This is a genomic window from Micrococcus sp. KRD096, assembly GCF_017168495.1.
Lineage (GTDB): Bacteria > Actinomycetota > Actinomycetes > Actinomycetales > Micrococcaceae > Micrococcus > Micrococcus luteus.
Genome location: NZ_JABFAY010000007.1, coordinates 17,281 through 38,941, shown reverse-complemented (window position 1 = coordinate 38,941; position 21,661 = coordinate 17,281). Strand labels below are relative to the sequence as shown.

The following is a 21,661-nucleotide window of genomic DNA, read 5'->3' as shown; positions in this document are numbered from 1 at the left end:
CGACCAGCGAGAGCGCCGCGGCCGCCCCGCAGCCCGTCCAGGCCCTGCGCTCGGTGCCGGACCTGCCGGAGCACGAGGCCGAGCACGACGCGGACCTGAGCAACCTCATCGACGGCGACCCCACCACCGTGTGGCGCACCTTCGCCTACGCACGGCCGAACTTCGGCGGCTATGTGGAGAGCATGAACCTCGTGGTCCAGCTCGAGGAGCGCACCGAGGTGAACGAGGTGACCCTGCAGAGCACGGGGGCCACCGGTGGCGCCTGGTTCGCCTACATCGCCGACTCCCCCGAGGGCGCGAACGCCCAGGAGATCGGCAACGGCACCTTCGACCAGGACACCGTCTCCATCCCCGTGCCGTTCGAGGGCACCGAGGCCGAGGCCGAGTACGTGATCGTCAGCCTCACCTCGCTGCCCCAGCTGGAAGGCACGACGTCGGACCTCCCGTTCGGCCTGCGCCTCGGCGAGATCGCCGTCCGCTGACCCCGCGCCCGGGCGACGGCGCGCCGGACCTTCCGGCCGCCGTCGCCGGACGTCGCTGCACCGCGGCCCCGGCACCGCGGAATACCCGCCCGTGGCTCCGCCGTTGTCCTGGAGGAGCGTCCACCACCCCGATCCACTGGAGGAACCCGTGGCCCCCACCGCCCAGGACCAGAGCGTCCACAACGTCGTGATCGTCGGATCCGGCCCCGCCGGATACACCGCGGCGATCTACACCGCCCGCGCCGAGCTCTCCCCGGTCCTGGTGGCCGGGGCGGTGACCGCGGGCGGCGAGCTGATGAACACCACCGAGGTGGAGAACTTCCCGGGCTTCCCGGAGGGTGTGCAGGGGCCCGAGCTGATGGCGAACCTCGAGGCCCAGGCCCGCCGGTTCAACACGGAGGTGGTCTACGACGACGTCGTGCAGGCCGACCTGACGTCGAACCCCAAGGTGCTCACGCTCGGCGACGGCACCCAGCTGCGCACCCACGCGGTCATCCTCACGACCGGCTCCGCCTACCGGAAGCTCGGCGTTCCCGGCGAGGAGCGCCTCTCCGGCCACGGCGTCAGCTGGTGCGCCACGTGCGACGGCTTCTTCTTCCGCGAGCAGGAGATCGCGGTCGTGGGCGGCGGCGACTCCGCCATGGAGGAGGCCCTGTTCCTCACGAAGTTCGCGTCCAAGGTGACCGTGCTGGTCCGCAAGGACGAGCTGCGCGCCTCCAAGGTGATGGCCCACCGGGCCATGGAGAACGAGAAGATCGAGTTCCGCTGGAACACCGAGGTCACGGAGGTGACGGGTGACGACAAGGTCAACACCCTCCGCCTGCGGGACACCCGCACCGGCGAGGCGTCCACGCTGGACGTGACCGGCCTGTTCGTCGCCATCGGCCAGGACCCGCGCACGGACCTGGTGCAGGGCCAGGTGGAGCTCACGGAGCACGGCACGATCCGCATCGACCATCCGTCCTCGCGGACCTCCCAGCCGGGCGTCTTCGCCGCCGGCGACGTCACGGACCACACCTACCGCCAGGCCATCACCGCCGCCGGCTCGGGCTGCGTGGCCGCCCAGGACGTGGAGCACTACCTCGCGACCGTGGCCGACGTGGAGGAGGCCGCGCCGGCCGGCCCGGAGTCGGACGCGAACCCGGCATGAGCCACTGACTCATGACCCCTGACGGAGCGTCATGAATCATGTCGATAACACCCCTGTCCACCCTCGTCAGACACAGAACAAACCCCAGGAGGCTGCCATGAGCACCATCACCGTCACCGACGCCGACTTCGACCAGAAGGTCCTCCAGTCCGAGCTGCCCGTCCTCGTGGACTTCTGGGCCGAGTGGTGCGGCCCGTGCCGCATGCTCGGGCCCGTCCTGGAGGACATGGCCGTGGAGCACGAGGGCAAGGCCGTGATCGCCAAGCTCAACGTGGACGAGAACCCGGCCATCGCCGCGCGTTACGGCGTCACCTCCATCCCGCTCGTCGTGGGCTTCCAGAACGGCGAGAAGGTCGCCGAGTCCGTGGGCGCCAAGCCCAAGGCCGCGCTGGAGAAGGAGTTCTCGGCCCTGCTCGGCTGAGCCCCTCCCCCACTCACCACGACGGCCCCGTCACCCCAGAGGGTGACGGGGCCGTCGTGCGTTGATCTTCAGGACCAGCGGCGGGTGCCCGTGGACGCCGTCCGCGGGAACTCCGGATCAGGACTTCTTGCCCTTCCCCTTGCCGTCCTGACCGCCCTGGATGAGGTCCATGATGCGGTTCAGGTCCTCCACGGTGGTGAAGTCGATGGCGATGCGGCCCTTGCGCGCGCCGAGGGTGATCTTCACGGCGGTGTCCAGGCGGCTGGTGAGCGCGGTGGCGTAGTGGTCCAGGCGCTCGTGGCGGGCGTCGTCCGTGCTGCGCCGCGGCGTGCGGCCCGGCCGGAGCCCGCCCTGCAGCTGCGCGACCGCCTCCTCCGTGGACCGGACGGACAAGCCCTCCGACTGGATCCGCTGCGCCAGACGCTCCATGTCCGACGGGTCCGTGAGACCGAGCAGCGCACGCGCATGGCCGGCCGAGAGCGTGCCGGCGGCCACGCGGCGCTGCACGAGGGGCGGCAGCTTGAGCAGCCGCAGCGTGTTGGAGATCTGCGGACGAGAGCGGCCGATGCGCTGGGACAGTTCCTCCTGCGTGCAGGCGAAGTCCTCCATGAGCTGCTGGTAGGCGGCGGCCTCTTCGAGCGGGTTCAGCTGGGAGCGGTGCAGGTTCTCCAGCAGAGCATCCCGCAGGAGGTCCTGGTCCGGGGTCTGGCGGACGATCGCCGGGATGGTGTCCAGGCCGGCCTTCTGGGTGGCGCGCCACCGGCGCTCGCCCATGATCAGCTCATAGGGGGTGGGGCCGTCCACCTCGCGCACGACGATCGGCTGCAGGATGCCGACCTCGCGGATCGAGGTGACCAGTTCCGCCATGTGGTCCTCGTCGAACACCTCACGCGGCTGCCGCGGGTTGGGGTGGATGTCCCCCACCGGGATCTCCCGCAGGACCGCGATGTCCGCGGACACGGTCCCCTCGGTCGCGGCGGACTCAACGCTCGAGTCCCCCGGTTCCTTCCTCGACGACGTCGCGGAGGTGGCACGCTTGCTGGGCGCCTTCACCGTCGGCATGGCCGGACGCCCCTTGGTCGGCCGCGCCGCGGGTGCATCCTCGGACTCTGCGGAGAAGAACACGTCGACGGGACGCTGCGCGGGTCGCGAGGCACGCTTCGACGAGGTGGGCCCTGCCTTCGTGGCGGACGTGGCGTTCCTGCCAGTCGCAGCCGTTGATTTCCCGGCCTGTGTCGTTCGGCCCGCGGTCTTCCGCTGCGAGGCCGACGGGGCGGGCTCGTTGGACTCCCCTGGCGTCTCGGTCGTCGCGGTGCTCCGCGTCGATGTCGTGGTGGCCTCCGCTGCCGCGGCAGCCTTCGGGCCGCTCTTCACCGGCACCGCAGAGTCCTTCGGGGAGGTGGCCTCGGCGTTCTCTTCCGGGGCTTCTACAGTGCTCTGGATCAGGGCGCCGAGGCCTCGCCCCAGGCCTCCTCGACGGCTCGTCTTCAACGGGTCCTCCTGCAGTGAGTGGGTCTGGGATCAGTGTAGGTGAGCGGCCTGGTCTCGATGGTCCCGGGCGGCGGGAAGACACTTCTCAAGGTGCTCTGGCCCTGACCGCCGGGGGGCGCGCGAGGGCCTGACACGTGCAAGGGGCGCGGCGAGGTTCGGGCCTCGGTTCTGGGGTGAGACGTCCGTATTGGGCCCGGACGGCAGGATGTGGGCGCGCGGACAGCACCTGCCGCGAGCGTGAGTGTTTCACGTGGAACACTCATAGTGGGGGCGCTTCGGAAGGGTGCCGCTGCAATCCTCAAGACCTCCTCGTGTTCCCTCTCGAGGTTCACTCGTTTCACATGAAACGCGAGCCCGCGTCGACGAGCGGACGGTATCAGAACCAGGGCTGCTCGGTTTGTTTTCCATGTGCTCCCCGGCCGATCAGCTCCCGTGCGGACGATACTCAGATTGCTGGTTACCCGCATGATGATGCGCCTCATCTTGTGTGAAATGCCGGACCAGCAACGAAGCACTCGTCTCACTCCCCCGCGGTGCGATGTGAACACTCGAATCACCGAACGGATGAGCTCGGCTACTCGTCGCTTCGCCGTCAGTGCTTCCTCGCACTCGCGCAGCTGACGAATTGAACGTTGCTTCACCATCCGCGTTTCACGTGAAATACGGACGAATCTGTCATCCAAGTACGACATGAGTTCGGGTGGGCCACGTGCTCGCTCACCCGCGAGTCAGTGCCACATTCCTGCTTCATTCTCGGTCAGCTCGCTCCCGGCAAGGAACGTGTGCTCCCTGGATTGCCCGAGGTGGTGACCTCGCGGCACGGCCCTTTGTCCCGGAGCTCGTTTCACGTGAAACGTATCGTTCGAAGATTCGACCGCGCGCGCATCCATGGAAGCTCGGCCACCAGCGGGTCGCACTCCGAGACCGGCGTGCGCAGGGTCCTCTATATCTTGAGAGGTTCAGACTTGCCGCGTCGCTGATGGTACTGGCTCGATCTAGTGAGCCCCGATCACCGGTCGTTCAGTTTCACGTGAAACGGCTGGGAGGGAACGTCGGGTCGCGGGTCGCATGTCGGGGCAGCGAGCATCCACTTCCGCCTTTGACAGTACTGCTCGATGTGGTCGCCGATGTCACGGGCGGCAGTACAGTGACGCGGCGGGCGCTCCACCCCACCCACTGACTCCATCCGTCCTGTCAGCTGAGGCCGCCCATCAAAGTTTCAGGACCGCCTCGTGTGGAAACTGTGTCTTCAATGCCTCCATCCGCGGACAACTGCGGTCAGGGATCGACGCTAGGTGAGCGCGGAACCACCGTGTTTCACGTGAAACCCCCGGCGACCGGCCGATTACTCGACGCCCTGGTTCCCACGTCGCTGCAAGACAGAACCACACGGCCCGCCCCATCCCGCACGGAGCCGCCGCGGGCTCCCCGGGGGGCCTCCACCGCAGTCACCATTCACACGCCGTCCCCGTGCCCAGTCGTCAGACGCAACAGGAGACTGAGCAGGGCTCATCAGCACCGCAGAGGCATCTACGGCCGCACACCCTAGACGTCCACTGTCCACAGATGTTGTCCACATATCAACATCGACGTTCGCTGGTGACCACGTCAAGACGCTTGTTGGCCAGCTCAACCACTTGTCTCTGTATACATTGGGGCACACGACCGCTCTTCCTCACTGGAGGCTCTCTTTCTCCGCACACAGGAATGCACAGTAGAACTGTCCTTCTGGCGCCGCCGTTCGGCCCCTCCAACTCAGACGAATCACAGCAGCCCACCATCGCCGCTGACGTCTGCTCTCGCACACGCTGACTGCAGACCGGCCGCGCGCCTCGCTGCGACACCACGGCCCGTGCTCCGCTCTGGCCCCGATTCCCTGCACGTCACCGACGGCGAGGAGGTCTGACCGTGGGGGAGAGGGGGCACCCAGTCACAGCACCCGGCCTGCTCGCTGGCTGCATCCTCGAGGCTGCAGCGCACCCGGGTGAAGGAGGAGGGACGGACCATACCCTGCACGGCCGCGCCCGGCGGCATGGACGTTCCCCACGCGTCGCGCAGCCCTCGCGGAGCACTTCAACGCAGCGTGCACCGCCGGCCCTCACAGCCGCCGTCTCCGCCCGCCGCCATGCCGTTCGCCCCGTGAGTTCGTGCGTCGCCGCCCGCGGCTGCACCCAGGCCTCGCGACAGGTGCGCCTGGCCGGCGGCGGAGGCGCCGGCCCAGCGGAAGAGAGGGGAGCGTGTCAGGCGGAAGCGGTACACCACGGGCACCCCGACTGTCCTGCCGCGGCGGCACGACGCTCGCACCCTCAGAGAAGGTCGTTTCACGTGAAACACGAACTTCCGATATGCCCAGCGTTTCCGCTTGTCTTTTCACCCCCCATCTTCCGGGCCACGCTCACTCACGACGAAGCCCGCCGGGGGATCGCTCCCTCCGGCGGGCTTCGTCGTCGTCAGCAGCGCCACCCGGCGACCACCGCAGCGGCCGCCTGGGCTTCAGCCCTTCAGGGCCGTCGGCGCACCGCGGCCGGCGATCTCCGCGGCCGCCTCCCGGTACGCCACGGCGCCGGCCGAGGCCGGGTCGTAGGTCAGCACCGTCTGCTGATAGCTGGGGGCCTCGGAGATGCGGACGTTGCGGGGGATCGCGGTGTTCAGCAGCTGCTCCGGGAAGTGCGTCCGGACCTCCTCCGCCACCTGCACGGCGAGGTTGGTCCGCGCGTCGAACATCGTCAGCAGGATGGTGCTCACCTGGAGGCGCGGGTTCAGGTGTTTCTGGATCATCTGCACGTTCTTGAGCAGCTGCGAGAGGCCCTCGAGGGCGTAGTACTCGGCCTGGATCGGGATGAGCACCTCCTCGGCCGCCACGAACGCGTTGACCGTCAGCAGGCCCAGGGACGGCGGGCAGTCGATGAACACGTAGTCCAGCCGCTCCTGCCCGACCTCCTCGCGCCAGGCGGTGTACGCCTCGAGCGCCCGCGACAGTCGCTGTTCGCGGGCCACCAGGGAGACCAGCTCGATCTCGGCACCGGCCAGGTCGATGGTCGCGGGCACCACCTGAAGGCCATCTACGTCCGGGGCGTCCTGCACGACGTCCTGGATCTCCATCTCGCCCAGGAGCACGTCGTACACGGAGGCCACGTCTCCGGTGTGGGGGATGTTCAGCGCGGTGGACGCATTGCCCTGCGGGTCGATGTCCACCACCATCACCCGCATGCCCGCGCGGGCGAGGGCCGCGGCCAGGTTGACCGTCGTCGTCGTCTTGCCGACGCCGCCCTTCTGGTTGGACGTCGTGAACACGCGGGTGCGGTCGGGGCGCGTCAGACGGCGACGCTGGAGCCGCGCGGGCTCCTCGGCGTCGGCGCCGCCCTTCTCGGCGGTCCGGCCGGTCCACTTCTGGCGCAGGGCCCTCCAGGCCCCACCCCGGCTCTCCTGCTCCTGCGCCATGCGGCTCTACCTCCTGGGTCGCGGGTGTGCGGATCTGCTGCCGCCCGGCCCGTCCCGTCCCGGTGGGGGAGGGGTCAGCGGGGACGCGCGCTGACGCGCACGACGGTGGTGGTCTCGGGCAGCAGGCCCTCGCCCACCGTGAGGATCTCGGGCTCGGCACCACCATACTTGCGCAGGACCTTGCGGGCGGCGGCGATCTCGTCGGCCGCGGAGCGGCCCTTGATGGCCAGCAGCTCCCCGGCGCCCTGCAGCATCGGCATGGTCAGCGGCACGAGGGTCTTCAGCGCGGACACGGCGCGGGCGGTCACGACGTCGACGTCGAGGTTCCCGGAGACCTGCTCGGCGCGGCCGCGGATCACGTCCACGTTCTCCAGGCCGAGGTCGGCGACCACCATGTCCAGCCACTCCACGCGCCGCTCGAGCGGCTCGATGAGCAGGAACTGGCAGTCGGGGCGCGCGAGCGCGAGGCACAGGCCGGGCAGGCCCGCGCCGGAGCCGACGTCGGCCACGAGCGCGCCCTGCGGGAGGAGCTCCTCGACCACGGCGCAGTTCAGGACGTGGCGCTCCCAGAGACGGGGTGCCTCGCGCGGGCCGATCAGGCCCCACTCGATGCCGGTGTCCGCCAGGTGGGCCACGTATGCCTCGGCCCGGGGGAGGGCCTCGCCGAACAGCTCGACGGCGGCCGGCCGCAGCGCGTCGGTCAGCGGCGGCGCCGGCTGCCCCACGGGCGCGGGGCGGTCGCCCCGGTCCTGCGGATCCAGCCCGGGGCGCCGCTCGTAGGCCGAGCCCCGCTCAGTCATCGGCGGAGATGACCACGTGCCGGCGGGCGCCCTCGCCCTCCGACTCGGAGGTCAGGCCGGCGTCCGCGACGACGTCGTGGACGATCTTGCGCTCGTACGCGCCCATGGGCTCGAGGTGCACGGGACCCTCGCCGTCGCGGACGCGCTCGACGGCCGCCTGGGCGGCGGTGCGCAGGGCGACGTTGCGGCGCTCCCGGTGCCCGCAGACGTCCAGGATCAGCCGGGAGCGGTGCCCCGTGGCGGCGAGCACGGCCAGCCGGACGAGCTCCTGCAGGGCCTCCAGGGTGCGGCCGTCGGGGCCGACGAGGCCGTCCAGGCGCTCGTCGTGGTCCTCGGAGACGACGGACACGTACGTGCGCCCGTCGCGGATCTCGATGTCGATGTCCCCGTCCAGGTCCGCGATGTCGAGCAGCTCCTCGACGTAGTCCGCGGCGACGTCGCCCTCCTCCTCGAGGCGGCGCACCGCCTCCGAGACGGCGGCATCGTCCTGCTCCGCGACGCGAGAGCCCTGGCCCGCGGGGGTCTCGACGACGGCGTCCTCGGCCTCGGGGGCCGGGGTCACGTTCTCGGCGGACATGCTCACTTCCTCCTGCGGTTCTTGCGCTGGGGCTGGACGCGCTGACCCGACTGGCGGACGACCTCACCGTTCAGCACGGCACCGCCGCGGCCCGCCTGGGTGTGCGCGGACGAGGGCGTGGCCTCGGCGTTCGACACCTTCTGGCCCACGGGGGGCAGGCCCTTGGCGGCGCGGCGCTCGTTGAGCTCCTTCTCGGCGAGGGAGCCCGGGGTCGGGTTGTTGCGGATGATCCACCACTGCTGGCCGACGGCCCAGAAGTTGGAGTAGGTCCAGTACAGGAGCACGCCGATGGGGAAGTTGATGCCGCCGATGCCGAAGATCAGGGGCATGGCGTAGAGCATGATCTGCTGCGTCTGCATCATCGGGCCGGTGAGGGCCTGCTGCGTCATGTTCTTCGTCATGAGCATCTTCTGCATGTAGAACATCGAGCCCGACATGAGCAGGATCAGCACGATCGCCGTGACGATCACGGGCGTGCTGCCCGGCGCGCCGAGCGAGTTCATGAAGGTGTCCGACATGCGGGCGCCGAAGATCGTGGAGCCCTCGAAGGAGCGGACCTGCTCCGCGGAGAGGGCGTCCATGGCCTCGCCGCGCTCCGCCGCGCCGCGCGCTCCGAGCAGCACCTGGTAGAGCGCGAAGAAGAACGGCATCTGCACGAGCAGGGGCAGGCACGCGGCGAACGGGTTCGCCTTGTGCTCCTTCATGAGGGCCTGCTGTTCCATCGCCATGGCCTGGCGGGAGAGCTGGTCCTTCTTGCCCTTGTACTTGGCCTGGAGCTTCTGCAGCTCCGGCTGGATGGCCTGCATGGCGCGCTGCGCCTTGATCTGCTTGACGAACAGCGGGATCAGCAGGGTGCGGATGAGCACCACCAGCAGGAGGATGGACAGGGCCCACGTCCAACCGGAGTCCGCGGGCAGGCCCGCGAAGTCCAGGACGCTGTGGAACGCCCCGAGCAGCCAGGACATCAGCCAGCGGAACGGGGAGAGGATGGCTTCGAACATGGGGGTCAATCCTCCTGCGGGAGATCAGGTGGGATGGGAGGGTGGTTCAGGGCGAGGATGCGCGGCTGCCGGCCCGGCGGCCAGCGCCGGTGCCCGGGCGGGACCGGGTCCACGCCGCCGTCGTTCCAGGGATGGCACCGGCCGATGCGCCGCGCGGCGAGCCACGACCCCTTCACCGCGCCGTGCACGTGCACGGCCTCCAGCCCGTAGGCGGAGCAGCTGGGGAAGAACCGGCACACGGGTCCGTACAGCGGGGAGACCACGGCCCGATAGACCGTGAGCAGGCCGGCCAGCAGGGCGGACGGCAGCGCGCGCAGCGGCCCCCACTCACGGGAGGGCTCGAGCACGACGAAGGGCGAGGGCGTGACGGTCATCTACGCGTACTCCGAGGCGGCGGGCAGGTGCGGTTTCAGGGCCTTGCCGAGCGCGCCGACGGTCTCGCGGCGCAGCAGCGCGTAGTCCGCCCCGGCGGCGGCCGGCAGCGCGCGGACCTGCACCAGCACCGGCAGGTCGCGCAGCGGGGGCAGGCGCATCTGATCCGCGACGACGGCGCGCAACCGCCGCTTCACCCGGTTGCGGGTCACCGCGTTCCCCACGGCCTTGGACACGACGAACCCGGCCCGCGGCCGAGGGGCGCTCGGCGACGTGGACCGGGTCTGGTCGGGGTCCGTGGCGACACTCACCACGACGGTGCGCCGACCCGCGCGGGTGCCGGTGCGACCGAGGTGACGGAACTCCGCGGGCGTGCGGACGCGACGGTCACGGGGCAGCACGGGGCGCGCCGTCCCTGGACCGACGTCCTCAGGCGGACAGCTCGGCGCGGTTCTTGCCGCGGCGAGCGGACAGGATGGCGCGGCCGGCGCGGGTGCGCATGCGGGCACGGAAGCCGTGCTTGCGGGCACGACGACGGTTGTTGGGCTGGAACGTGCGCTTGGTCACTGTGATCTCTCCACGACGTGTTGTGTGCCTTCGACCGTCGACCTGAGCAGGTGGACCAGGGGGAAGGACCGGTGAGGCTCTGACATGAAATCCCCGGCGGGCACGATCAACCGACACCCGGGGGACCAGACAACTCTAGTGGCCGGGGTGCGCGGGGGTCAAACGGGTGCGCGCGGATCCCGGACGCGCACGGGCGCCCGGGACGGTCGTCCACAGGATGATAGGGGTTGTCCACCGTCTGTGCACAACCCTGTGGACAACCGTTAGACTCCGAGCACCGTCGTACGTCTCGCGCAGCCGCCCCCGTCCCCGGGGACGTCTGTCCCAGGAAAGGAAGCCTCCGTGGTGGCAGACCAGGCCGTGCTCAGCTCGTGGCGCTCCGTCGTGGGCTCCCTCGAGGACGACGCGCGGGTCAGCGCCCGCCTCATGGGCTTCGTCTACCTGGCCCAGCCGCAGGGCCTCATCGGCAACACGCTCCTGCTGGCCGTGCCGAACGAGACCACCCGCGAGACGCTCCAGGGCACCCAGGTGGCCGACGCCCTCACGGACGCCCTGACCAAGGAGTTCCGCGAGGAGATCCTGCTGGCCATCTCGATCGACGCGAACCTGCAGCCGCCGCGGACCCCCTCCTCCGAGGCCCGCCGCTCCTCCCTCGCCGGCGGGCCGTCCGGCGCCGCGGCGCCGGACGTCGAGCTGCCCCCGGCCGCGACCGCCGCCACCTCCCGCCGCGCCGTCGCCGAGGAGCTGCCGGGCTTCCGCATCGAGCCGCCGGCCGACGTCGTGCCCGCCGCGACCGCGGCCCCGAGCGGGAACGGCAAGCCGACCCCCGCGCCGCCGTCGACGTCCGCGGAGACCAGCCGCCTCAACGACCGCTACCACTTCGAGACGTTCGTGATCGGCTCGTCCAACCGGTTCGCGCACGCCGCCGCGAACGCGGTGGCCGAGGCGCCGGCGAAGGCGTACAACCCGCTGTTCATCTACGGCGAGTCCGGCCTGGGCAAGACGCACCTGCTGCACGCGATCGGGCACTACGCCCGTCGCCTCTACCCGGGCCTGCGGGTGCGGTACGTGAACTCGGAGGAGTTCACCAACGACTTCATCAACTCCATCCGCCACGACGAGGGCGCCTCGTTCAAGCAGGTCTACCGCAACGTGGACATCCTGCTGATCGACGACATCCAGTTCCTGGCGGACAAGGAGGCGACGGTCGAGGAGTTCTTCCACACCTTCAACACGCTCTACAACAACAACAAGCAGGTGGTCATCACCTCGGACCTGCCGCCCAAGCAGCTCTCCGGGTTCGAGGACCGGCTGCGCTCCCGCTTCGAGTGGGGGCTGATCACGGACATCCAGCCGCCGGACCTCGAGACGCGCATCGCGATCCTCCGGAAGAAGGCGGAGGCCGAGGGGCTCGTGGCCCCGCCGGAGGCGCTGGAGTACATCGCCTCGCGCATCTCCACGAACATCCGCGAGCTCGAGGGCGCGCTGATCCGCGTGACCGCGTTCGCCTCGCTCAACCGGCAGACCGTGGACATCGAGCTGGCCGAGCATGTGCTCAAGGACCTGATCACGGACGAGACGGCGCACGAGATCACGCCGGAGCTGATCCTGCACGCCACGGGGGAGTACTTCAATCTCACCCTCGAGGAGCTGACCAGCAAGTCCCGCACCCGCACGCTGGTGACGGCGCGGCAGATCGCCATGTACCTGCTGCGCGAGCTGACCGAGATGTCCCTGCCCAAGATCGGCCAGGTCCTGGGCGGTCGCGACCACACCACCGTCATCCACGCGGACCGCAAGATCCGCGAGCTGATGGCCGAGCGGCGGACGATCTACAACCAGGTCACCGAGCTCACCAACGAGATCAAGCGGAAACAGCGCGGCGCCTGAGCCACCCGCTGCCCCCCTCGAGTCCCGGTTCGAACCTTCGACCGGGACTCGAGTCTTCTTCCACATTGTCCACCGGTGTGGACAACTCTGTGGAGAACCCCCGCCGCTGTGGACAACCTCCGCCCCTGTGGATGGCGGAATCAGGCCGCTCACGCCGCGTCCACACCCCTGGGGACGATGACGGTGCACAGGCTGGTGAATCACACGGATGTCATTCGGTTGCCCACACGTATCCACAGGTCTCCACAGCCGAAAACCGCATGATCTCGCGGGTTTCGACGGGTGTGGATGTGCCCTGTGGACAGGAATGTGGACAACTGGGGGGTGGATCCGGGGACGAGTCTGGACAACCCCGGTCGGGCCTGTGCAGAGCGGGGGGAGGGCCTCCGAGGCCCGTCCACATCGGATGCACACCCCGAACGAGCGGGCGTCCACACGGTTCCCCCAACCGGATCCGCATGGTGCCGCGGCAGAACGGCGTTCTCCACAGGATCCACACCCGCTACCACTCCTTCTGATCCCTCTGGAGAGATCCCGCCAAGCAACATCAACTCCGCCGTCCCGCACCGAGCTGAGCGCCTCGACGGCCCGGGCTGCGCCCGGGCGCCCGAGATCCGTGGAATCACACCGCTGTCATTCGTCGGCGACCTGACACCCGCCGCGCGGACCGCCTATGCTGAGGCCCGCGTGTCGCCGTTCCCCCCGGGCCCGCAACCCCCGTCATCACCCCCAGAGAGGCAGTGCAGCTCGTGAAGTTCACCGTCGAACGCGACATCCTCACCGACGCCGTCTCCTGGGCCGCCCGCTCCCTGTCCCCGCGCCCGCCGGTGCCGGTGCTCTCGGGCCTGCTGATCACGGCCGAGGCCGGCGTCGTGTCCATCGCGAGCTTCGACTACGAGACCTCCGCGCGCCTGGAGATCGAGGCCGACGTCGAGACCGCGGGCCAGGTGCTCGTCTCCGGGCGCCTGCTGAACGACATCGTCCGCTCCCTGCCGCAGGCCCAGGTCACGGTGGAGCTCGACAGCGGCAAGGTGCTCGTCACCTGCCGCTCCTCCCGCTTCGCCCTGGCCACGATGCCCGTGGGCGACTATCCGGCGCTGCCCGAGCTGCCGGCCCCCGCGGGCACCGTGGACGGGGCCGCGTTCGCCCACGCCGTCGCCCAGGTCACCGTCGCCGCCTCCAAGGACGACACCCTGCCGATCCTCACCGCCGTGAAGGTGGAGATCGAGGGCGACACCATGACCTTCCTGGCCACGGACCGCTACCGGCTGGCCATGAAGGAGATCCGCTGGACCCCGGCGGACCCGTCCCTCTCGACGTCGCTGCTCATCAAGGCGCGCACGCTCACCGAGGTCGCCAAGTCCCTCGGCTCCGGCGGCGACCTGGAGATCCTGCTCGGTCAGACCGCCGACCTCGTGGGCTTCGCCTCCGGCGGCCGCCGCACCACCTCCGTGCTCGTGGACGGCGAGTACCCCAAGATCCGCTCGCTCTTCCCCGAGTCCAGCCCCATCCAGGCCGTGGTGGACACCGCCGCCCTGGTCGAGGCGTCCCGCCGCGTGGCCCTCGTCGCCGAGCGCAACACCGCCCTGCGCATGGTGTTCACGGACGGCCAGGTCACCCTGGACGCCGGCACCGGCGACGACGCGAGCGCCAACGAGTCCGTGCCGTGCACGCTCGAGGGCGAGGACATCACCGTGGCGTTCAACCCGTCCTACCTCTCCGAGGGCCTGGCCGTGGTGGACCAGCCGCAGGTGCGCTTCGCGTTCACGTCCGCGCCCAAGCCCGCCCTGCTCACCGGCGTGAACCAGGAGGACGGCGTCGTCTCCGACTACCGCTACCTCGTGATGCCGGTGCGCATCGCCTGACGCAGGGGGCTGGACGCTCCCGTGTACCTGTCCCACCTCACCGTCGCGGACTTCCGGTCCTACCGCTGGGCCGACCTGGAGCTGACGCCGGGGTCCACGGTGCTGCTCGGGGCCAACGGGGTGGGCAAGACCAACCTCGTGGAGGCGATCGGCTACCTCGGCGCCCAGCAGTCCCACCGGGTCAGCTCGGACGCGCAGCTCGTGCGCTTCGGCCGGGACCGGGCCCGGATCGCCGGGCGCGTGCACCGCGGGTCCCGCACCGTCGCCCTCGAGCTGGAGATCCTGCCGGGCCGGTCCAACCGGGTGGCCATCAACCGCGGCGCCCCCGTGCGGGCGAAGGAGGGCCTCGGGATCCTGCGCACCGTGGTCTTCGCCCCGGAGGACCTGAGCCTCGTGACGGGGGAGCCCGGTGGCCGTCGTCGTCTCCTCGACCAGCTCATGGTGCAGCTGCGTCCGGCCCTCGGTGAGGCCGCCGCCGACTACGAACGCGTGCTGCGCCAGCGCAACGCCCTGCTCAAGTCGAGCCGCGGCTCTCGCCGCTGGGGCCCCGAGGAGGACGCGACCCTCGCCGTCTGGGACGAGCACCTCTGCGCCGCCGGCGCCCGCCTGCTCCACGGCCGCCTGCACGTGCTGCGCCTGCTGGCCCGCCCCCTCCAGGAGATGTACGCGGCGCTGACCAACGGCTCCAAGGCCGCGGCCTACGCCTACGAGTCCACCGTCCCGCTGGCCCGTGGCACCCACGCGGAGGTCCCGGCCGTGGCGGACCTGGCCGCGGACATGCACCGGACGCTCGAGGCCCAACGGGAGGAGGAGCGGGCGCGGGCGCTCACCCTGGTGGGCCCGCACCGGGACGAGCTCGCCCTCTTCCTGGGCCCGGCGCCCGCGCGCGGCTACGCCTCCCACGGGGAGACGTGGTCGCTGGCGCTCGCCCTGCGCATGGCGGCCTACGACGTGCTCGTGGCCGACGACCCGGACCCCGACGCCCGCCCCGTCCTGATCCTGGACGACGTGTTCGCGGAGCTCGACGCCGCCCGTCGCCGCCGCCTCGCCGCGCTCGTCCACCGGGCCGAGCAGGTGATCGTCACGGCCGCCGCGCTCGAGGACGTCCCCGAGGAGCTCACGGCCCACCGCGTGCTCATCCGCCAGGACGCAGAGGGCTCCGAGGCCGTGGCCGCCGCGGCCCCCGTGGAGGGCGACATCCGCGAGCCCCGGCGCGAGGGCGGGGCCGATGGCTGAGACCCCCGCCCCGTTCGAGCCGGACCGGCCGGACCTGGCGCTCGTGCAGCTGCGCCGGGTCCGCGAGGCCGCCCGGGAGCGGGGCGAGGCGCCGCTGCGGGCGCGGGGGACGGGCGCGGGCCTGGCCGGGGCCATGGCGGGCACGACGTCGGCCGGCCGGGAGCGGCAGGACCGTCGGCGCCCGTTCGGGGGTGCGGACCGGGACCCGGCCACGGTGTCCACCGTGTTCGGCCGGCTCATCCGCGACCGCGGCTGGTCCACCCCCGTGGCGGTCGGCTCCGTGCTCACCCGCTGGGCCGAGCTGGTGGGGCCGGAGATCGCGCTGCACTGCCGCCCGGAGAGCTTCGAGGACTCCGTGGTGCGGGTCCGGACGAGCTCCACCGCGTGGGCCACGCAGCTGCGCCTGATGAGCCCCGTGCTCCTGCAGCGCTTCGACGAGGCGCTCGGGCCCGGCGTCGTGACCCGCATCGAGGTGGCGGGGCCGCAGGCCCCGAGCTGGCGCAAGGGGCCGCGCACCGTGCGCGGCGGCCGCGGGCCGCGCGACACCTACGGCTGAGTCCGGGGCCGCCCCCCGCGCCGCCCGACGACGTCCCGGACGCGGCGAGGCCATGGGCGCCGCTCTGGCGCGCTCACAGGGTCGGTGACGGCCCGGGAGGCATGGGCGGTCTCCTGCGCACGTCCTGAGCCGTGTCCCTGGCCGCTGAGCGGGTGTTCTCCCCCGGCGGACCCCCGTCGATGCGGGCCCTCGGGGTGTCAGGCGGTACACTGGGACCAGTGAAAGGGGGCCGGCCGTCGTCCGTCCCCCGCCCCCGTGGATCTGCGGGAGCGTGTCGCGTGCCGGTCCTGTCCGGGCGGCGTCGCGCGCCTGCGCGCGGGTCGACCCTGCCGCCGACGTCCGAGGAAGTGAGCCACCCGTGGTTGACGCCATGCCCGAGAACCCCGCGGAGGAGCCGACCGCCGCGTCGGCCGCGCCGAACCCGGAGGCCGTGCCGGACGCCGTCGGGCAGCCCGAGGCCCCGGTGAAGGACCGGAAGGTGCCCGGTGAGTACGGCGCCAGCGCCATCACCGTGCTCGAGGGCCTCGAGGCCGTCCGCAAGCGCCCCGGCATGTACATCGGCTCCACCGGGCCGCGGGGCCTGCATCACCTCGTGTACGAGGTCGTGGACAACTCCGTGGACGAGGCGCTGGCCGGCTACGCCACCGGCATCGACGTCACGCTGCAGGCCGACGGCGGCGTGCGCGTGGCGGACGACGGCCGCGGCATCCCCGTGGACCTGCACCCCACCGAGGGGAGGCCGACCGTCGAGGTCGTCATGACGATCCTGCACGCCGGCGGCAAGTTCGGCGGCGGCGGCTACGCCGTCTCGGGCGGCCTGCACGGCGTGGGCATCTCCGTGGTCAACGCGCTCTCCCGCCGCGTGGACACCGAGGTCCGCCGTCAGGGGCACGCGTGGCGCATGTCCTTCGCGGACGGCGGCGTGCCCCAGGGCGAGCTGGTCAAGGGTGAGGCCACGGACGCCACGGGCACCGTGCAGACGTTCTACCCGGACGCGGAGATCTTCGACTCGATCGAGTTCGACTACGAGACCCTGCGCGCCCGCTTCCAGCAGATGGCCTTCCTCAACAAGGGCCTGCGCATCACCCTCACGGACGAGCGCGTCCAGGAGTCCAACGAGGTCGTCGACGACGAGATCGCGGGCGAGGGCGCCGCCGGCGAGGACGTCGCGGAGAACGGCCTGGCGGAGGACGCGGAGCAGGAGCCCCAGCGCCGCTCCGTCACCTACCTGTACGAGAACGGCCTGCTCGACTACGTCCAGCACCTCAACTCCGCCAAGAAGGTCGAGTACGTCCACGACGACGTCATCGCCTTCGAGGCCGAGGACCTCTCGGACGGCCGCTCCATGGCCGTCGAGGTGGCCATGCAGTGGACCTCCGCCTACTCGGAGTCCGTGCACACCTACGCGAACACGATCAACACCCACGAGGGCGGCACCCACGAGGAGGGCTTCCGCGCCGCGCTGACCTCCCTGGTCAACCGCTACGCGCGGGAGAAGGAGATCCTCAAGCCCAAGGAGGACAACCTCTCGGGCGAGGACATCCGCGAGGGCCTGACCGCCGTGATCTCCGTGAAGCTCTCCGAGCCGCAGTTCGAGGGCCAGACCAAGACCAAGCTCGGCAACTCCGAGGCCCGCGGGTTCGTGTCCAAGGCGGTCACGGACCACCTCGGCGACTGGTTCGAGCGCAATCCGGGCCCGGCGAAGGAGATCATCCGCAAGGCCATCATGGCCTCGCACGCCCGCCTGGCCGCCCGCAAGGCCCGGGACAACGCGCGCCGCAAGTCCCCGCTGGAGTCCTTCGGCATGCCCGGCAAGCTGGCCGACTGCTCCTCGAAGGACCCCGAGCGCTGCGAGGTGTACATCGTGGAGGGCGACTCCGCCGGCGGCTCGGCCAAGCAGGGCCGCAACCCGGAGACGCAGGCCATCCTGCCGCTGCGCGGCAAGATCCTGAACGTGGAGCGCGCCCGCCTGGACAAGGCCCTCGGCAACGCCGAGATCCAGTCGATGATCACGGCGTTCGGCACCAACATCGGCGAGGAGTTCGACATCTCCAAGCTGCGGTACCACAAGATCGTGCTCATGGCGGACGCGGACGTGGACGGCCAGCACATCACCACGCTGCTGCTGACCGTGCTGTTCCGGTACATGCGCCCGCTCATCGAGGCCGGCCACGTGTTCCTCGCGCAGCCGCCGCTGTACCGCATCAAGTGGTCCAACGCCCCGCACGACTACGTGTTCTCGGACGAGGAGCGCGACGCCGCCGTCGAGGCCGGCCTGGCCAAGGGCTGGCGCTACCCCAAGGACAACGGCGTGCAGCGCTACAAGGGTCTGGGCGAGATGAACTACCAGGAGCTCTGGGACACCACCATGGACCCGGAGCACCGCACCCTGCTGCAGGTGACCATGGAGGACGCCGCCGCCGCGGACGCCGTCTTCTCCATGCTCATGGGCGAGGACGTGGAGTCCCGCCGCACCTTCATCCAGCAGAACGCCAAGGACATCCGCTTCCTGGACGTCTGAGCCGGACCCGCAGACCTGCCTGAGCCGACCACCCTCCCCGCCGTCGCGGGGAGCACGAGAGGACCCGCGTGAGCGACGAGACCACCCCCCAGACCCCGGACGAGCCCGTCGAGGGCGCCCCGACCCCGCAGACCGGCCAGACCGGCCTGGACATCGAGGTCGAGCACTACGTGCTCCCCGAGGGCGCCGCCGACAAGGTCGAGCCCGTCGACCTCGAGTCGGAGATGAAGCGCTCGTACCTGGACTACGCGATGGCCGTGATCGTCGGCCGCGCGCTGCCGGACGTGCGCGACGGCCTCAAGCCCGTGCACCGTCGCGTGCTCTACGCGATGTACGACGGCGGCTACCGCCCGGACCGTGCGTTCAACAAGTCCGCCCGCGTGGTGGGCGACGTGATGGGCAACTACCACCCGCACGGCGACACCGCGATCTACGACGCCCTCGTGCGCCTCATCCAGGACTGGGTCCAGCGCTACCCGCTGGCGCTCGGCCAGGGCAACTTCGGCTCCCCGGGCAACGACGGCGCGGCCGCCCAGCGCTACACCGAGACCAAGATGGCCCCGCTGGCCATGGAGATGGTCCGGGACATCGACGAGGACACCGTCGACATGCAGGACAACTACGACGGCAAGCAGCAGGAGCCCGTCGTCCTGCCCGCCCGGTATCCGAACCTGCTGGTCAACGGCTCCTCGGGCATCGCCGTCGGCATGGCCACGAACATCCCGCCGCACAACATGCGCGAGGTGGCCGCGGGCGTGCAGTGGTATCTCGAGCACCCCGAGGCCACCCGCGAGGAGCTGCTCGAGGCGCTCCTGGCCCGCGTGCACGGCCCCGACTTCCCCACGGGCGCCCAGGTCCTGGGCCGCAAGGGCATCGAGGAGGTCTACCGGACCGGCCGCGGCCCCATCACCATGCGCGCCGTGGTCAACGTGGAGGAGATCCAGGGCCGCACGTGCCTCGTGGTCACCGAGCTGCCCTACATGACCAACCCGGACAACCTCGCCGCGAAGATCGCGGAGATGGTGCGGGACGGCAAGATCAACGGCATCGCGGACATGCGCGACGAGACCTCCGGCCGCACCGGCCAGCGCCTGGTGATCGTGCTCAAGCGCGACGCCGTCGCCAAGGTGGTGCTGAACAACCTCTACAAGCACACCGAGCTGCAGTCGAACTTCTCGGCCAACATGCTCGCGCTCGTGGACGGCGTGCCGCGCACCCTGTCCCTGGACGGCTTCGTGCACCACTGGGTGAAGCACCAGATCGACGTGATCGTGCGTCGCACCGCGTTCCGCAAGCGCAAGGCCGAGGAGCGCGCGCACATCCTGCGCGGCCTGCTCAAGGCCCTGGACATGCTGGACGAGGTCATCGCGACCATCCGCCGTTCGGCCTCGGCGGAGGTGGCCCGCGAGGCCCTCAAGGAGCTCCTGGACATCGACGACGTCCAGGCCCAGGCCATCCTGCAGATGCAGCTGCGCCAGCTCGCCGCCCTGGAGTCCCAGAAGATCCAGGACGAGTACGACGACCTCATGGCGAAGATCGCCGAGTACAACCGGATCCTGGAGTCCCCGCAGCGTCAGCGCGAGGTCATCTCCGAGGAGCTCGCCGAGATCGTGGCCAAGCACGGCGACGACCGCCGCACCGAGATCATGGCCGGCTTCGACGGCGACATGTCCATCGAGGACCTGATCCCCGAGGAGGAGATGGTCGTCTCCATCACCCGCGGCGGCTACGTCAAGCGCACCCGGATCGACCAGTACCGGTCCCAGGCGCGCGGCGGCAAGGGCGTGCGCGGGGCGACGCTGCGCGGCGACGACGTCGTCGAGCACTTCCTCACCGTGTCCACGCACCACTGGCTGCTGTTCTTCACGAACTTCGGCCGCGTGTACCGCATCAAGACGTACGAGCTGCTCGAGGCCGGCCGCGACGCGAAGGGCCAGCACGTGGCCAACCTGCTCGCGTTCCAGCCGGACGAGCGGATCGCCCAGATCCAGCCGCTCGTGGACTACGGCCGGGCCCCGTACCTCGTGCTCGCCACGCGCGGCGGCCTCGTGAAGAAGACGCCGCTGCTGGACTACGACACGAACCGCACCGCCGGCCTGATCGCCATCAAGCTGCGCGAGGGGGACGAGCTGGTCTCGGCCCGCGTGGTCTCGCCCGACGACGACCTCATCCTGATCTCGCACAAGGGCCAGTCCCTGCGGTTCACCGCCACGGACGAGGCGCTGCGTCCCATGGGCCGTGCGACCTCGGGCGTGACGGGCATGAAGTTCCGCGACGACGACTCCCTGCTGACGATGGACGTGGTGGAGGAGGACGGCTACGTCTTCACCGTCACGGACGGCGGCTTCGCCAAGCGCACCCACGTGGACGAGTACCGCCTGCAGAACCGCGGCGGCCTCGGCATCAAGGTCGCCAAGCTCGTGGACGACCGCGGCGAGCTCGCCGGCGGTCTCGTAGTGCGCGAGGACCAGGAGGTCCTCGTGGTGATGGCCTCGGGCAAGGTGGTGCGCTCCTCCGTCGCCGGCGTGCCGGCCAAGGGCCGCGACACGATGGGCGTGATCTTCGCCAAGCCGGACAAGCGGGACCGGATCGTCGCCGTCACCCTGAACAATGAGCAGGAGATGGAGGCGAAGGCGGACGCCGAGGCCGAGGCGGGGCCGGATGTACCCTTGGACGCAGACATCGACCCGACCGACCCCGTAGCCGCACCGGAGGACGCCCTGACGCAGGACGCCGGTGAGGGTGCAGACGGAGGAGAGCAGTGAGCACGTCCGCGTCGTCGCGTCCCGGCCAGGGGCGGAGCACCGGGAAGGCCGCCGAGCCGCGGTCCGGCCGCCCGGTGCGCAAGGCCAGCGGGTCCTCGCAGGAGGACCTGGTCCGCGCCGTCCCGAAGGCCAAGGTGCGCCGCGCCCGCCTGGTCCTGACCCGGGTGGACCCGTGGTCCGTGCTGAAGCTGGCGTTCCTGCTCTCGGTGGCGCTGGGCATCCTCACGGTGGTGGCGGCGGTGGCGCTGTACTCGCTGTCCGACGTCCTCGGGATCTTCGACAGGGTCAACGACGTGATCGGCACCGTGCTCGGCTCCGAGGCCGGGCGCTACACCGTGGCGTCCCTGGCCCCGCTGAGCACCGTGACCTCGCTGGCCACCGTGCTGGCCGTGGTCAACGTCATCCTGCTGACCGCCCTGGCCACCGTGGCCGCGCTGCTCTACAACCTCTGCGCGAGCCTCGTGGGCGGCCTCGGCGTCACGCTGACGGACGACTGAGCAGACCCTCGACGACGCCCCGCGCGGAT

The 21,661-nt window shown here is 70.7% G+C and carries 17 protein-coding genes and 1 pseudogene; 10 read left to right on the top strand and 8 right to left on the bottom strand.

What is annotated here, in order from left to right; translation table 11 throughout:
• From J1M41_RS03955 to trxA, 3 genes and pseudogenes are all read left to right on the top strand, one after another.
• Nucleotides 1-482, top strand: a pseudogene (locus tag J1M41_RS03955) (hypothetical protein); the annotation flags it as partial.
• Nucleotides 483-630: 148 nt separating this feature from the next.
• Entirely contained in the window at nucleotides 631-1,632 is a 1,002-nt protein-coding gene (gene trxB / locus J1M41_RS03950) for a thioredoxin-disulfide reductase (protein ID WP_101967584.1), read from the top strand.
• Between the two features lie 31 nt (nucleotides 1,633-1,663).
• A complete protein-coding gene (gene trxA, locus J1M41_RS03945; protein WP_323662986.1) occupies nucleotides 1,664-2,053 on the top strand; it encodes a thioredoxin in 390 nt (129 codons plus the stop codon).
• Between the two features lie 117 nt (nucleotides 2,054-2,170).
• Here trxA and J1M41_RS03940 read toward each other — a convergent pair whose 3' ends face one another.
• From J1M41_RS03940 to rpmH, 8 genes are all read right to left on the bottom strand, one after another.
• Nucleotides 2,171-3,544, bottom strand: a complete 1,374-nt coding sequence (locus J1M41_RS03940) for a ParB/RepB/Spo0J family partition protein (RefSeq protein WP_144861786.1) — start codon at nucleotides 3,542-3,544, stop codon at nucleotides 2,171-2,173.
• A 2,493-nt stretch (nucleotides 3,545-6,037) separates the two neighbouring features.
• Nucleotides 6,038-6,985: a ParA family protein gene (locus J1M41_RS03935; protein ID WP_241247708.1), complete on the bottom strand. Its 948-nt coding sequence runs from the start codon at nucleotides 6,983-6,985 to the stop codon at nucleotides 6,038-6,040.
• A 74-nt stretch (nucleotides 6,986-7,059) separates the two neighbouring features.
• Nucleotides 7,060-7,785, bottom strand: a complete 726-nt coding sequence (rsmG, locus tag J1M41_RS03930) for a 16S rRNA (guanine(527)-N(7))-methyltransferase RsmG (RefSeq protein WP_080556411.1) — start codon at nucleotides 7,783-7,785, stop codon at nucleotides 7,060-7,062.
• A complete protein-coding gene (locus J1M41_RS03925; RefSeq protein WP_206451196.1) occupies nucleotides 7,778-8,362 on the bottom strand; it encodes a R3H domain-containing nucleic acid-binding protein in 585 nt (194 codons plus the stop codon). The genes rsmG and J1M41_RS03925 overlap by 8 nt, the downstream gene beginning before the upstream one ends.
• A gap of 2 nt (nucleotides 8,363-8,364) precedes the next feature.
• A complete protein-coding gene (yidC, locus tag J1M41_RS03920) occupies nucleotides 8,365-9,363 on the bottom strand; it encodes a membrane protein insertase YidC (protein WP_095695157.1) in 999 nt (332 codons plus the stop codon).
• A gap of 5 nt (nucleotides 9,364-9,368) precedes the next feature.
• Entirely contained in the window at nucleotides 9,369-9,737 is a 369-nt protein-coding gene (gene yidD, locus J1M41_RS03915) for a membrane protein insertion efficiency factor YidD (protein WP_002856440.1), read from the bottom strand.
• A complete protein-coding gene (gene rnpA / locus J1M41_RS03910; RefSeq protein WP_206451195.1) occupies nucleotides 9,738-10,136 on the bottom strand; it encodes a ribonuclease P protein component in 399 nt (132 codons plus the stop codon). It abuts the gene before it with no gap.
• A gap of 28 nt (nucleotides 10,137-10,164) precedes the next feature.
• Entirely contained in the window at nucleotides 10,165-10,302 is a 138-nt protein-coding gene (gene rpmH / locus J1M41_RS03905) for a 50S ribosomal protein L34 (protein WP_002856443.1), read from the bottom strand.
• A gap of 342 nt (nucleotides 10,303-10,644) precedes the next feature.
• Between rpmH and dnaA the strand changes: the two genes are divergently transcribed.
• From dnaA to J1M41_RS03870, 7 genes are all read left to right on the top strand, one after another.
• Complete coding sequence (gene dnaA / locus J1M41_RS03900; RefSeq protein ID WP_065572740.1) at nucleotides 10,645-12,192, top strand: chromosomal replication initiator protein DnaA; 1,548 nt, start codon at nucleotides 10,645-10,647, stop codon at nucleotides 12,190-12,192.
• 749 nt (nucleotides 12,193-12,941) lie between these two features.
• Nucleotides 12,942-14,057 carry a DNA polymerase III subunit beta gene (gene dnaN / locus J1M41_RS03895; protein WP_206451194.1) on the top strand — a complete coding sequence of 372 codons (1,116 nt, stop codon included), beginning with the start codon at nucleotides 12,942-12,944 and terminating at the stop codon, nucleotides 14,055-14,057.
• Nucleotides 14,058-14,078: 21 nt separating this feature from the next.
• On the top strand, nucleotides 14,079-15,293 hold the full coding sequence (gene recF, locus J1M41_RS03890; protein ID WP_073117166.1) for a DNA replication/repair protein RecF: 1,215 nt from the start codon (nucleotides 14,079-14,081) through the stop codon (nucleotides 15,291-15,293).
• On the top strand, nucleotides 15,286-15,849 hold the full coding sequence (locus tag J1M41_RS03885) for a DUF721 domain-containing protein (protein WP_010079771.1): 564 nt from the start codon (nucleotides 15,286-15,288) through the stop codon (nucleotides 15,847-15,849). The genes recF and J1M41_RS03885 overlap by 8 nt, the downstream gene beginning before the upstream one ends.
• A 358-nt stretch (nucleotides 15,850-16,207) precedes the next feature.
• The gene (gene gyrB, locus J1M41_RS03880) at nucleotides 16,208-18,370 is read left to right on the top strand and encodes a DNA topoisomerase (ATP-hydrolyzing) subunit B (protein WP_342214062.1); all 2,163 of its coding nucleotides are present in this window, start codon (nucleotides 16,208-16,210) and stop codon (nucleotides 18,368-18,370) included.
• Between the two features lie 68 nt (nucleotides 18,371-18,438).
• Complete coding sequence (gene gyrA / locus J1M41_RS03875; RefSeq protein ID WP_206451192.1) at nucleotides 18,439-21,135, top strand: DNA gyrase subunit A; 2,697 nt, start codon at nucleotides 18,439-18,441, stop codon at nucleotides 21,133-21,135.
• A complete protein-coding gene (locus J1M41_RS03870; protein WP_010079768.1) occupies nucleotides 21,132-21,632 on the top strand; it encodes a DUF3566 domain-containing protein in 501 nt (166 codons plus the stop codon). The genes gyrA and J1M41_RS03870 overlap by 4 nt, the downstream gene beginning before the upstream one ends.
• Nucleotides 21,633-21,661: the final 29 nt, after the last annotated feature.